Genomic DNA, 12,748 nt, shown 5'->3' with positions numbered 1-12,748 from the left:
GGTCCCACCTGGCGCACTTGCCGAATTGAAAAGGATGCCGCGATGTGGAAACGTGTCTCGTTGGTCTGGTCTGCCGCCCGGGGCGATGCCCGCTTGCTGTGGCTGGCCTTGCAGCACCCGCAGTCGCCGCCATGGCTGAAGTGGGGCGCGGCGGGCATCGTGCTGTACCTGCTGTCGCCGATGGACCTGATCCCTGACTTCATCCCGGTGGCCGGGCTGCTGGACGACCTGGTGCTGGTGCCGCTGGCCATGGCCTGGCTGCTGAAGAAGCTGCCAGCCCACATTGTGGACGACATCACCCGCCGCGCCCGTGGCGGCGACACGGCTGCAACCAAGGTGGTCCGCAAGCCGCGTTAACAGGCTTTTGGGCAGCCAGCGCTTATCGCATGGGCGTAAGCAGCTATTTATTCCATAGCAATCACGCTACCGCGTCCCATGGCGGCTCGGGCGGAAAGCGCTCGGCCAGAAAGTCCAGCATGGCCCGCAGCGCCGCCGACATGTTCTTGCGCGAGGTGTAGACGGCGTAGATGCCCAGCTCGCGCTGTTGCACCGCAGGCAGCAGGGCCACCAGTTGGCCGCTGTGCACCAGCGGTGCGGCCATGAAGCTGGGCAACAGCGCCACGCCCACCCCGGCTACGGCGGCCTGCAGCAGCGAGGTGGATTCGTTGGCGCTGAGGTTGCCGCCCACCGCCACCGACGACGGCTGGCCGTCCAGTTCAAAATGCCACAGCGTCTTGCCGTAGTACGAGTGCGTCAGGCAGTTGTGCGCGCCCAGGTCTTCCATGCGCCGGATGGGCGGGTGCATGCGCAGGTACTCGGGTGCGGCGCAGACCATGGAGCGGCATACCGTGAGCCGCCGGGCGATCAAATTCGGGTCGAGCTCGAAGCTGATGCGCACCGCCAGGTCGATGCGCTCCTCCACCAGGTTCACCGCCCGGTCCAGCAGCACCAGATCCACGGACACGGCCGGGTAGCGTTTCACAAAGTCGGCCACCGCGGCCGCCAGCTGCATCTGGCCGAAGGACGTGCTGACCGTGATGCGCAGCAGCCCCTGGGGCGTGGTCTCGGGCACCGCCACCGCCTGCTGCATGTCGGTGGTCAATGCCAGCACCGCCCGGCAGCGTTGCAGGGTCTCGCTGCCCGCCGGGGTGACGCTGAGCTTGCGGGTCGTGCGGTGCAGCAGGCGCGCCCCGGTCCAGCTCTCCAGCTCGGCGATAAACCGCGACACCACCGGACGCGACAGGCCCAGGGTATCGGCCGCCGCCGTCTGGCTGCCCGCGTCCACCACGGCCACAAACACCTGCATGGCTTTCAAGGTATCCATACTATTCGACCATTTTTAGAAACAAACTAGGGCGAATTCTAGGGTTTTTCCATTCAATAAGCACAACTAACATTCCATCCATCACAACACATACCTGTTTGGAATACCCCATGACCACACGCTCTACCGCCGCCCGCTGGGCCCTTGCCGCCATTGCCGCCGCTGCCGTGGCCGCCCCCGCCGTGGCCGCTGGCCCGCTGAAGCTGGACATCTACAACCCTGGCCATGACGCGATCTTCCCGGTCTCGTCGGTGCTGGTCACCGGCGACAAGGACGCGGTGCTGATCGACGCCCAATTCGGCGCATCGCAAGCCGCCCAGGTGGTGGAGAAAATCCGCGCCAGCGGCAAGAATCTGACCACCATCTACATCAGCCATGGCGATCCGGACTTCTACTTCGGCCTGGAAACCATCCACGCAGCCTTCCCGGCGGCCAAGATCGTGGCCACCGCGCACACCGTGGCGCACATCAAAGAGAGCGCCGCAGGCAAGCTGGCCTACTGGAGCCCCATCCTCAAAACCGACGCACCCAGCGCCACCCTGCTGCCCGAAGTGCTGATGGGCCACACGCTGATGCTGGAAGGCAAGAAGCTGGAGATCAAGGGCGATGCCCAGCCCGACCGCAGCTTTGTGTGGATTCCGTCGCTGAAGGCCGTGGTGGGCGGCATTCCGCTGGCCAACAACCTGCATGTGTGGATGGCCGACACCCAGACACCCGCCTCGCACATCGGCTGGCTGGCCATGCTGGACCAGATCCAGAAGCTCAAGCCCAAGGTGGTGGTGCCCGGCCATTACCTGGAAGGCCCCTCCCCATCGCTGAATGCACCCAAGTACACGGCAAGCTACATCCGGGCTTTCGACAGGCACACCGCCAAATCCAAGAACTCGGCGGAACTGATCGAGGCGATGAAAAAGGAATTTCCCACGGCGGGCGAAGTAAGTTCGCTGGAACTCAGCGCCAAAGTTGCCAAAGGCGAAATGAAGTGGTGACCCGGCCCGGCTGAAGTCCGGCCGAAAATCCACCACTAGCTACTAAAAATATAGCTTGTCATGCTGATGGAATAAGCGCGACAGGCTATTTTCTTATGTACCGCAGGCTAGAGTGAGACGCACCGTGCCCGTGGGCTCCAGTACCCCGCCCGGGCCGAAACTGCGTTCGATGATCTGCACCCGATCGCGCGCGTGCTGCACCAGCGTGCTGGCGCGGGTGCCATAGTGCGGCGTACAGATGAAGGTGGCCGAAAGGGTGCGCTCCAGCTCCAGGCTGACCCCGGTCACCGGCAGCTCGGCATCGGCGGCCACGCGGGTGTCGGCCAGCAGAGACCACAGATCGGCCTCCAGCGCCGGGCCAATGCCGGGCGACTCGGCCACATGGTGGGTGTGCAGTGTGCTCTCCAGGCTGCTGCGCAAGCGCACCAGCTTGGGCCACGGCGTGTTGAAGTCTGCATTCGACACCGCCCACACCCCGGGCGCAGGATGGAAGTGCCGCTTATGGCGGCTCTCATACGCCACCAGCTGCTGGCCGTCGAACAGAAGCAGGTTGAAAGCGTTGAAGGCATCGGACGTCTCGGCCAACTGCTGCGCAAAATCGTCCCCGCCCAGGTGGCTGCGCAGAAACGCCGTGACGATGCCGCCGCGCGACGGCGCATCGGCACGCATGGCAGAGGGGTCGCGGACATTGGTCAGCGCCGCCAGCCGCCCGCTGGGCTGGTGCACGCCCATCCAGGTGCCACCGCCCTGCAAATCCTGGCCCGCCACCGTGTGGCCGTCGGCCCAGACATGCAGCGCCGTGGTGGGCCGGGCATAAAACTCATCGCGGTTGGCGGCAAGGGTCAGCGGCGCAGGGGCATCGGGTTGCCATTGGAAGGCGAGGAGGCACATGGCGGGGCGGCGGGCCTCAGGTCAGCGAGAACCGATCCCCGGGAAAGGCTTCTTTGGGGTTGGGGCCAAAGCGGTTGGTGCCGGGCTGGCTGTCGCGCACGCAAAACACCAGCAGCACGATGGCGCCGACGATCGGAATGAACGCAATCAGCAGCCACCAGCCACTGCGGTCGACATCGTGCAGCCGCCGCACCGACACCCCCAGCGACGGCAGCAGCATGCCGATGCTGAAAATACCCGACAGCACGCCCATGCCTGCATGCCGGTTGTACGAACCCGCCAGGCCGTCGGCAATGCCCAATACGATGGAAATCAGGCCGTAAAACAGAAAGAAATACCAGTATTCGCTACGTTGCGCGCGTCCGGAGAACACGGCGTATTTTTTCAGGGCTTCGACAAACCAATCCATCGTTTTCTCCCGCTTCCACGTGGCGACATGCCGGTTGAAATTATGGCGGGTTGGGGCGACGTTTTATGTGACGTGTGACCATAGCCCCGGGCTTATTCGCTATCAAAGAAATAACTACCCACGCTTATGGGATAAGCGCGAGCGGGCTATCTCACTAGCAACCTGCGAAGCTCAACGCAAAATCAGCACGGGCGTGTGCGAATGCGTCAGCACATGCTGGGTTTCGCTGCCCAGCAGCAGGCGCTTGATGGCTTTACGGCCATGCGAGGCCATGACGATCAGGTCGGCGTGGTACTTGGTGGCGGCGTTGATGATGCCTTCGGCCACCTGGTCCGACTGCACCACCACGGTCTGCACGTTCACGCCCTTGGCCTGCGCCTCGCCTTTGTAGGCATCGACCACGCGCTGACCGTCGTCGATCCACTGCTGTTCGATACGGGCCGAGTCGTCCATGCTGACCGGAATGGAGCCTTCGTAGTAGCTACGGGCATAGTGCGGCACCACCTTGACGATAAACAAGGCCGCCCCGGTGAGAGCAGCCAGATCGATACCGCTGACCACGGCTTTGTGGGACAGTTCGTCCCCATTGGTGGCCACAAGAATGCTGGTGTACATGGCGATCTCCTAGAGTTGAGCCCGCAGATTAGTCGCATATATTGGCTTTGGCGTTGATCTTTGTCAAACGCGGTGCTGTCCTACACCGATAGGCTTGGCGCATGTCTGCCAACCTCGCGTTTCCCCTTCCGCCAGCCCCGGTGTGGCTGGACGATCCCACGGAATGGGCCACCTTCACCCAGCCGTCGCCCCAATGGCCCGACTGCCAGGAATCGCACCTGCTGATCGACGGCATGCACTGCGCAGCCTGTGCGCTGTCGGTCGAGCAGGCTTTGCGCGCCGTGCCCGGAGTGCAACTCGCCGAGGTGGGGGCCGCTTCGCGCCGCGCGCGGGTGGTCTGGTCGGCGGCGCACACCCAGCCTTCGGCCTGGCTGGCGGCGGTGGAACGCGCTGGCTACAACGCCATCCCCGCACTCGATGGCCCCGAGCGGGCACGCCGCAAGCAAGAGCAGCGCCGGGCCCTGTGGCGCTGGCTGGTGGCCGGTTTTTGCATGCTGCAGGTGATGATGTACGCCATGCCCGCCTACGTGGCCGGGCCCGGCGAAATGACGGACGACATGGCACAGCTGATGCGCTGGGCCTCGTGGGTGCTGACGCTGCCGGTGCTGGTGTTTTCCTGCGGGCCGTTCTTTGCCAATGCCTGGCGCGACGTGCGGCACCACCGCGTCAGCATGGATCTGCCTGCCGCCTTGGGGATGGCGGTGACGTTTGCCGTCAGTACCGCGGCCACCTTCGACCCGCAGGGTGTGCTGGGGCACGAGGTGTACTTCGACTCGCTCACCATGTTCGTGTTCTTTCTGCTGACAGGCCGCTGGCTGGAGCTGCGCCTGCGGGACCGCACCGCCGGGGCGCTGGAGGCGCTGATCAGCCGCCTGCCCGACAGTGTGGAGCGCTGGGACGGCACCGCCTTCACCCGCGTCGCGGTGCGGCGGCTGCGGGTGGGCGACCACATCCGCGTGCTGCCCGGCGAGGCCTTTCCTGCCGACGGCACCCTGCTGCAAGGCCGCACCCAGGTGGACGAGGCCCTGCTGACCGGCGAATCCACCCCGCTGGGCCGGGCCGTCGGCGAGCCGGTGCTGGCGGGCAGCTACAACCTCAGCGCCCCGGTGGAGCTGCACGTGGACCGCCTGGGCGAGAGCACCCGCTTCGCCCAGATCGTGGCACTGATGGCGCAGGCTGCCAGCCAGAAACCCCGGCTGGCGCAGCTGGCCGACCGGGTGGCGCGGCCCTTTTTGGTTGGCGTGCTGCTGGCGGCGGCGCTGGCGGGTGTGCTGTGGTGGCCGTCCGGCCCCGGCCATGCACTGATGGTGGTCGTGGCTGTGCTGGTAGTGACCTGCCCGTGCGCGTTGTCGCTGGCCACCCCGGCGGCGCTGTTGGCCGCGGCGGGTCGCCTGGCCCAATCGGGCGTTCTGGTGCGCCGCCTACAGGCGCTGGAAAACCTGGCGCAGGTGGACACGGTGGTTTTTGACAAAACCGGCACCCTCACCCAGGGCGGCATGGCGGTGGTGGCCATCCGTACCCGGGGCAGCATGCCGCCCGCCGTGGCGCTGGGGCTGGCCGCCGGGCTGGCAGGGCAATCGCTGCACCCCGCATCGCGGGCGGTGGTGGCGGCCGCGCAGGCCCAGGGGGTGGTGCCAGAGCAACTCCGCCAGGTGGAGGAAGTAGCGGGGCAAGGCATGCGCGGCATGGACGCCTTGGGGCGGGTTACCTTGGGGTCCGCCGCGTGGTGCAGCGTGCCCACGGGCTTCGAAGTCAACGAGACGCTGCGGCAGGTTTATCTGGGCGACGGGCTGGGTTGGCTGGCCACCTTTGATTTATCCGAGGACGTGCGGCCCGACGCGCGCCAGGCCATCCAGGCGCTGCAGGCCGCCGGGGTGCGGGTGGAACTGCTGTCGGGCGACCTGGGCGCTGCCGCCGAGCGGGTGGCCGAGCAAGTCGGTATCACGGTGGCGCGCGGTGGCTGCACGCCCACCGCCAAGCTGCTGCACCTGCAGGCTTTGCAGCGCCAGGGCCGCCACGTGGCGATGGTCGGCGATGGACTCAACGACGGCCCGGTGCTGGCGGCGGCCCACGTGTCCTTCGCCTTTGGCCAGGCCGTTCCGCTGGCGCAGCGGCAGGCGGATCTGGTGGTCACAGGCGACACCCTGGGCCGGGTTCCGCAGACATTGTTGATGGCCCGGCGCACACTGCGGGTGGTGCGGCAAAATCTGGCCTGGGCTGCGGGCTACAACGCGGTCTGCGTGCCGCTGGCGCTGGCCGGATGGCTGCCCGCCTGGCTGGCCGGACTGGGCATGGCGCTGAGTTCGCTGCTGGTGGTGCTGAATGCCGCCCGACTGTCTCGCAACTAAGGTTTATATGAAAACAGCCTCCTGCGCTTATTCCATGGGCGTAACAAGCTATGGAATAAATAGCAACCCACCCGGAGCCTCTTGATGGACATCCTGTACCTGCTCATCCCCTTGTCTGTCGTGCTGGTGCTGCTGATCCTGGGCGGACTGTGGTGGGCCATTTTTCAAGGCCAGTTTGAGTCGGTCGAGCAAGAAGGCGAGCGGATTCTGCACAACGATTGACTTGCATCAAGGTGCGGTGCGGCCATCGCTTCGACACTGCCATGAACACAAAGAGGTGCCCATGGCTTATACGAATACACAGACCGACCCACCCGGGATCAATGAGGTCTACAGCGACACAGTCGTACGACAATTTTCCCTGATGGCCGTGGTCTGGGGGGTGGTGGGCATGCTGGTGGGGGTGATCATCGCCTCGCAACTGGCCTGGCCCGAACTGAACTTCGGCATCCCCTGGCTCAGCTACGGCCGCTTGCGGCCCCTGCACACCAATGCGGTGATTTTTGCGTTTGGCGGCTGCGCCCTCATGGCCACCAGCTTCTTCGTGGTGCAACGCACCTGCCAGGTCCGGCTGTTCTGCCCACCACTGGCATCTTTCGTCTTCTGGGGCTGGCAAGCGGTGATCGTGGCCGCAGCCATCTCCCTGCCCATGGGCTACACCACCGGCAAGGAATACGCCGAACTCGAATGGCCCATCGACATCCTGATCACGCTGGTGTGGGTGTCGTATGCCATCGTCTTCTTTGGCACCGTGGGCCGCCGCCGGGTCAAGCACATCTACGTGGCGAACTGGTTCTTTGGGGCTTTCATCATCGCCGTGGCCCTGTTGCACGTGGTCAACAGCGCCGAAGTGCCTGCGGGCTGGATGAAGTCCTACTCGGCCTACGCCGGGGTGCAGGATGCCATGGTGCAGTGGTGGTATGGCCACAATGCGGTGGGCTTCTTCCTGACCGCTGGCTTCCTGGGCATGATGTACTACTTCATCCCCAAGCAGGCCGAGCGGCCGGTGTACTCGTACCGCCTGTCTATCGTGCACTTCTGGGCGCTGATCTTCACCTACATGTGGGCCGGTCCGCACCACCTGCACTACACCGCCCTGCCCGACTGGACCCAGTCCCTGGGCATGGTGTTCTCGCTGATTCTGCTGGCCCCCAGCTGGGGCGGCATGATCAACGGCGTGATGACCCTGTCGGGCGCCTGGCACAAGCTGCGTGACGACCCGATCCTGCGCTTCCTGATCGTCTCGCTGTCCTTCTACGGCATGAGCACCTTTGAAGGCCCGATGATGGCCATCAAGACCGTCAACGCGCTGAGCCACTACACCGACTGGACCGTGGGCCACGTGCACTCCGGTGCCCTGGGCTGGGTGGGCCTGGTGTCCATGGGCTCGCTGTACCACCTGATTCCGCGCATGTTTGGCGGCAAGAAGATGCACAGCGTGCCCGCCATCGAACTGCACTTCTGGCTGGCCACCGTGGGCATCGTGCTCTACATCGCCGCCATGTGGATTGCCGGTGTGATGCAGGGCCTGATGTGGGGCGCGGTCAACACCGACGGCACCCTGACCTACACCTTTGTCGAAAGCGTCAAAGCCACCTACCCGTTCTACGTGGTGCGTGTGGTGGGCGGCCTGCTGTACCTCAGCGGCATGCTGGTGATGGCCTGGAACGTGTGGATGACGGCAACCCGTGGCCGCTCGGTGCTGGTGCCCGTGCCTGCTTCTTCACTGGCCCACGCTTGAAAGATATCCATGGCTGACAACAACAAACCCATTCCATTCTTCTCGCACGAAAAGATCGAGACGAACAACTTTCTGATGATCGTGCTGATTTTGCTGGTGGTCGCCGTGGGCGGGCTGGTGGAGATCGTGCCGCTGTTCTTCCAGAAGTCCACCACCGAGCCCGTCACCGGACTCAAGCCCTACACCCCGCTGCAGCTGATCGGCCGCGACATCTATCTGCGCGAGGGCTGCTACAACTGCCACTCGCAGATGATCCGCCCGTTCCGCGCCGAAACGCTGCGGTATGGCCACTACTCGGTGGCTGGTGAGTTCGTCTACGACCACCCGTTCCAGTGGGGCAGCAAGCGCACCGGCCCCGACCTGCAGCGCGTGGGCGGCAAATACAGCGACGAATGGCACCGCATCCACCTGCACAACCCCCGTGACGTGGTGCCCGAGTCCAACATGCCCAGCTACGCCTGGCTGGAGACCGCCCTGGTCGACCCCACCGTCGTAGCCCCCCGCATGCGGGCCCTGCGTACCGTGGGCGTGCCCTACACCGACGCCGAGATCGCCGGTGGCGCAGCGGCGGTGAAAGACAAGACCGAGCAAGACGCATTGATCGCCTACCTGCAGATCATGGGCCGCGCCCTGACCGACCAGCTGGCGGCCAAGGCCGCCGAGACGGTTCCTCCCGCGCCTCCCACACCGGCTCCCTGAACCCGAAAGCCACTTATGGACGTCACTACCTTACGCATTGCCGCCACGGTCTGCAGCTTCATCACCTTCATCGGGATCATCGTGTGGGCCTATTCGCGCCGCAACAAAGCCCAGTTTGACGATGCGGCGCAGCTTCCCTTTTTACAGGACTGACCCCGAAGGATTTTTATGAGCGATTTCAATAGCGACTTCTGGTCGATTTTCGTCAGCGCGGTCTCGGTCGTCAGCATCGCCGCCTGCCTGCTCTTGCTGTGGATCACGGCCCGTAAGAAGGTGCCGTTCCAGGCCGACAACACCACCGGCCACGTGTGGGACGACGACCTGCGCGAGATGAACAACCCCCTGCCCCTGTGGTGGGTCGGCCTGTTCATCCTGACGGTGCTGTTCTCCATCGGCTACCTGGTAGCCTACCCCGGCCTGGGCAGCTTCAAGGGCACACTGGGCTGGAGCCAGGTGGGCGAATACGATGCCGAAGTCTCCAAGGCCAACCACGAACTGGAGCCGCTGTACGCCCAGTTCACCGCCCTGCCCCCCGAGAAGCTGGCCGGTAACGCCCAGGCCATGGCGGTGGGCGAGCGCCTGTTCATGAACAACTGCGCACAGTGCCACGGCTCGGACGCACGCGGCAGCAAAGGCTTTCCCAACCTGACCGACAGCGACTGGCTGCACGGCGGCACGCCCGACATCATCAAGCTCACCCTCACCCACGGCCGCATCGGCATGATGCCCCCCATGGCCGCCGCCGTGGGCACGCCCGACGACGTGAAGAACGTGGCCAACTACGTGCTCAGCCTGTCGGGCAGCCCCAACGATTCGCTGCGGGCGGCCCTGGGCAAGACCAAGTTTTCGGCCTGCGCGGCCTGCCACGGCGTGGGCGGCAAGGGCAACCCGGCCCTGGGTGCACCCAATCTGTCGGACGATATCTGGCTGCATGGCTGGGGCGAAGCCGCCATTATCGCCATGGTCAACAACGGCAAAACCAACCAGATGCCCGCCCAGAAAGACAAGCTGACCGAGGCACAAATCCATGTACTGACCAGCTACGTATGGGGTTTATCGAACAAGCCGACGCCGTAGGCCATGCGTAAAACCATCCCCATCACACCGGTAGTCGCCGATGGCGAAGAGCTGGTGTCGCTGTACGCGGCCCAGCCCAAAATCTATCCGCGCTCGGTGCAGGGCCTGTTTGCCCGCTGGCGCTGGGGCATGGTGTTCCTCACGCAACTGGTGTTCTACGGCCTGCCGTGGCTGCAGTACGGCGAGCGCCAGGCGGTGCTGCTGGACCTGGCAGCGCGGCGCTTTTACCTGTTTGGCCTGGTGCTGTACCCGCAGGATTTCATCTACCTGACGGGCCTGCTGGTGGTGTCGGCGCTATCTCTGTTCTTGTTCACCGCCGTGGCCGGACGGCTGTGGTGCGGCTTTACCTGCCCGCAGACGGTGTACAGCGAAATCTTCATGTGGATCGAGCGCCACATCGAGGGCGACCGCGGCGCACGCATGCGCCTGGACGGCGCGCCCCTGTCGGCCCAGAAGCTGGGAAAAAAGTGGGCCAAACACGCGGTGTGGATTCTGCTGTCGCTGTGGACCGGCTTCACCTTTGTGTCGTACTTCACCCCCACGCAAGAGCTGCTGCAAGAGTCGCTGCACCTGAACTTTGGCTCCTGGGAGGTCTTCTGGGGCCTGTTCTACAGCGCGGCCACCTATGGCAACGCAGGCTTCATGCGCGAGCAGGTGTGCAAATACATGTGCCCCTACGCCCGCTTCCAGAGCGCCATGTTCGACAAGGACACGCTCATCGTCAGCTACGACACCCGCCGCGGCGAGCCGCGTGGTGCCCGCTCCCGCAAGGCCGATCCGGCGGTGCTGGGCCTGGGCTCGTGCGTGGACTGCACTCTGTGCGTGCAGGTCTGTCCCACCGGCATCGATATCCGCCAGGGTTTGCAATACGAGTGCATCAACTGCGCCGCCTGCGTGGACGTGTGCGATGGCGTGATGGACAAAATGGGCTACGCCCGGGGCCTGATCCGCTTTGCCACCCAGAACGGCATTGCCGGGGGCTGGAATGCGCGCCAGATTCTGCGCCGGGTGCTGCGACCCCGGGTGCTGATCTACACCGCACTGCTGTGGACCATCGCTGCCGTGCTGCTGGCCACGCTGCTGCTGCGCACCCCGCTGAAGGTCGACGTGGTGCGCGACCGCGCCGCCCTGTCGCGCATTGTGGGCGGTGGCCAACTGGAGAACGTCTACCGCCTGCAGGTGATGAACGCCACCGAGGCACCGCAGCGCTACACCCTGTCGGCCCACGGGCTGGACGGGCTGGTGGTGGCATCGGAGACGGAAGTGGAAGTGGGTGCCATACAGTCGCGCTGGGTCGCGGTACGCCTGCACATCCCCTACGGTTCGGCCACGCCCGGTTCGCACCCGGTGGTGTTTGACATCCAGAGTGCCGACGGCAAAGACCGCGTATCCGAAAAATCCACGTTCATCGTGCCCCGATAAGGAGAAGACCCATGTCTGAAAAAATCCCACAACCTTGGTGGAAATATGGCCACGTGTGGCTGGTCATCTCCGGCCCGCTGTTGGTGGTGGTGGCGGCACTGGTCACCGCCTGGCTGGCCTTCACCCGGCAAGACCCGGTACTGGCGCAAGACTATTACCGCCAGGGCCAGGAAATCAACAAAACCCTGGCCCTGCAGGGCACACTGGCCCCGGCCGAGCTGGGGCGCAACCATGCGGCCACGCCCCCCGGCGCGGTGCGGCAGAAGTAGGAGCGCGGCATGGCAGTGCAACGCATCACCAGCGTGCTGTGGTCGGGGTTTTTGGGGGCGTGTCTGCTAGAAGGCCTGGTATTTGCGGTAGTCGATCCGACGAGCCTGCACTGGCTGGGCCAGCCTCTGGACCTGTCACGCCAGGGGGTCTACAGCCTAGCCTTCTTTGCCTTCTGGACCGTGGCGGCGATGATCAGCAGCCTGACCCTGCTGGTGGGCCAGCCGGTGGGCGAAGCGACTATAAACAGGGTTGAAGATTGACGATGCGCTTGAGCGCTTCGGTGTCCAGGATGCGGATGTGGCGCTGCTTGACTTCGACCACGCCGTCCTCGGCAAACTTGGAGAAAGTGCGGCTCACCGTCTCCAGCTTCAGGCCCAGGTAGCTGCCAATTTCTTCGCGCGTCATGCGCAGCACCAGTTCCAGCGGCGAGAAGCCGCGCGCGTGCAGGCGCTGCACCAGGTTCAGCAAAAAGGCCGCCAGCCGCTCCTCGGCCCGCATGCTGCCCAGCAGCAGCATGACGCCGTGTTCACGCACGATCTCGCGGCTCATGATCTTGTGCACATGGCGCTGCAGGGCGTTGACTTCGCGCGACAGCTCTTCGATGCGGTCAAACGGCATTTCGCAGACCTCTGCATCCTCCAGCGCCACCGCGTCGCAGGTGTGCTGGTCGTTGACGATACCGTCCAGCCCGATGATCTCGCCCGCCATCTGGAAGCCCGTGACCTGGTCGCGCCCGTCTTCGGTGGTGATGGAGGTTTTGAAAAACCCGGTGCGGATGGCGTACAGCGCGGTGAATGCCTCGCCATTGCGGAACAGCGTGGTGCCGCGTTTGACCTTGCGGCGCAAGGCCACCAGGCCATCAATTCGCTCCAATTCCTCCTGGTTTAGACCGAGCGGCATGCACAATTCGCGCAGATTGCAGTTCGAACAGGCGGCTTTGATGGCGATTGGGGTCATGGGCGT

General features: G+C 64.7%; 16 protein-coding genes. 11 read left to right on the top strand and 5 right to left on the bottom strand.

Annotation, left to right across the window (positions count from 1 at the left end; all coding sequences use genetic code 11):
* Positions 1-42: 42 nt before the first annotated feature.
* Complete coding sequence (locus AB3G31_RS02265; RefSeq protein ID WP_367848614.1) at positions 43-357, top strand: YkvA family protein; 315 nt, start codon at positions 43-45, stop codon at positions 355-357.
* 61 nt (positions 358-418) lie between these two features.
* On the opposite strand, the gene AB3G31_RS02260 is transcribed toward AB3G31_RS02265, so the two are convergent.
* Positions 419-1,324, bottom strand: coding sequence for a LysR family transcriptional regulator (locus AB3G31_RS02260; protein WP_367848613.1), 906 nt, complete (start codon positions 1,322-1,324; stop codon positions 419-421).
* A gap of 110 nt (positions 1,325-1,434) precedes the next feature.
* On the opposite strand from AB3G31_RS02260, the gene AB3G31_RS02255 reads away from it, so the two are divergent.
* Positions 1,435-2,313, top strand: a complete 879-nt coding sequence (locus AB3G31_RS02255; protein WP_367848612.1) for an MBL fold metallo-hydrolase — start codon at positions 1,435-1,437, stop codon at positions 2,311-2,313.
* Positions 2,314-2,406: 93 nt separating this feature from the next.
* Here the strand turns inward: AB3G31_RS02255 and AB3G31_RS02250 are convergent, their stop codons facing one another.
* From AB3G31_RS02250 to AB3G31_RS02240, 3 genes are all read right to left on the bottom strand, one after another.
* Positions 2,407-3,204 (bottom strand): NRDE family protein, encoded by a 798-nt coding sequence (locus AB3G31_RS02250; protein WP_367848611.1) that lies wholly within the window; start codon positions 3,202-3,204, stop codon positions 2,407-2,409.
* Positions 3,205-3,220: 16 nt separating this feature from the next.
* Positions 3,221-3,613, bottom strand: a complete 393-nt coding sequence (locus AB3G31_RS02245) for a DUF805 domain-containing protein (protein ID WP_367848610.1) — start codon at positions 3,611-3,613, stop codon at positions 3,221-3,223.
* Positions 3,614-3,784: 171 nt separating this feature from the next.
* Positions 3,785-4,228, bottom strand: a complete 444-nt coding sequence (locus AB3G31_RS02240; protein ID WP_367848609.1) for a universal stress protein — start codon at positions 4,226-4,228, stop codon at positions 3,785-3,787.
* A gap of 101 nt (positions 4,229-4,329) precedes the next feature.
* Between AB3G31_RS02240 and AB3G31_RS02235 the strand changes: the two genes are divergently transcribed.
* From AB3G31_RS02235 to AB3G31_RS02195, 9 genes are all read left to right on the top strand, one after another.
* Positions 4,330-6,576 carry a heavy metal translocating P-type ATPase gene (locus tag AB3G31_RS02235; RefSeq protein ID WP_367848608.1) on the top strand — a complete coding sequence of 749 codons (2,247 nt, stop codon included), beginning with the start codon at positions 4,330-4,332 and terminating at the stop codon, positions 6,574-6,576.
* A gap of 84 nt (positions 6,577-6,660) precedes the next feature.
* Complete coding sequence (ccoS, locus tag AB3G31_RS02230) at positions 6,661-6,798, top strand: cbb3-type cytochrome oxidase assembly protein CcoS (RefSeq protein WP_315190988.1); 138 nt, start codon at positions 6,661-6,663, stop codon at positions 6,796-6,798.
* Between the two features lie 61 nt (positions 6,799-6,859).
* Positions 6,860-8,317, top strand: a complete 1,458-nt coding sequence (gene ccoN / locus AB3G31_RS02225; RefSeq protein ID WP_367848607.1) for a cytochrome-c oxidase, cbb3-type subunit I — start codon at positions 6,860-6,862, stop codon at positions 8,315-8,317.
* 9 nt (positions 8,318-8,326) lie between these two features.
* The gene (ccoO, locus tag AB3G31_RS02220; protein ID WP_367848606.1) at positions 8,327-9,016 is read left to right on the top strand and encodes a cytochrome-c oxidase, cbb3-type subunit II; all 690 of its coding nucleotides are present in this window, start codon (positions 8,327-8,329) and stop codon (positions 9,014-9,016) included.
* A 15-nt stretch (positions 9,017-9,031) separates the two neighbouring features.
* Positions 9,032-9,169 carry a cbb3-type cytochrome oxidase subunit 3 gene (locus AB3G31_RS02215; RefSeq protein WP_367848605.1) on the top strand — a complete coding sequence of 46 codons (138 nt, stop codon included), beginning with the start codon at positions 9,032-9,034 and terminating at the stop codon, positions 9,167-9,169.
* Between the two features lie 15 nt (positions 9,170-9,184).
* Positions 9,185-10,093, top strand: coding sequence for a cytochrome-c oxidase, cbb3-type subunit III (gene ccoP / locus AB3G31_RS02210; RefSeq protein ID WP_367848604.1), 909 nt, complete (start codon positions 9,185-9,187; stop codon positions 10,091-10,093).
* 3 nt (positions 10,094-10,096) lie between these two features.
* Positions 10,097-11,515, top strand: coding sequence for a cytochrome c oxidase accessory protein CcoG (gene ccoG, locus AB3G31_RS02205; RefSeq protein ID WP_367848603.1), 1,419 nt, complete (start codon positions 10,097-10,099; stop codon positions 11,513-11,515).
* Between the two features lie 11 nt (positions 11,516-11,526).
* Positions 11,527-11,784 carry a FixH family protein gene (locus AB3G31_RS02200; protein WP_367848602.1) on the top strand — a complete coding sequence of 86 codons (258 nt, stop codon included), beginning with the start codon at positions 11,527-11,529 and terminating at the stop codon, positions 11,782-11,784.
* A gap of 9 nt (positions 11,785-11,793) precedes the next feature.
* Positions 11,794-12,045, top strand: a complete 252-nt coding sequence (locus AB3G31_RS02195) for a hypothetical protein (RefSeq protein ID WP_367848601.1) — start codon at positions 11,794-11,796, stop codon at positions 12,043-12,045.
* Here the strand turns inward: AB3G31_RS02195 and fnr are convergent.
* On the bottom strand, positions 12,023-12,742 hold the full coding sequence (gene fnr, locus AB3G31_RS02190) for a fumarate/nitrate reduction transcriptional regulator Fnr (RefSeq protein WP_367848600.1): 720 nt from the start codon (positions 12,740-12,742) through the stop codon (positions 12,023-12,025). The two genes, AB3G31_RS02195 and fnr, sit on opposite strands and share 23 nt — an antisense overlap.
* Positions 12,743-12,748: the final 6 nt, after the last annotated feature.

It is taken from the genome of Rhodoferax sp. WC2427, assembly GCF_040822085.1.
Classification (GTDB): domain Bacteria; phylum Pseudomonadota; class Gammaproteobacteria; order Burkholderiales; family Burkholderiaceae_C; genus Rhodoferax_B.
This window is presented reverse-complemented; position numbering and strand designations above follow the sequence as displayed.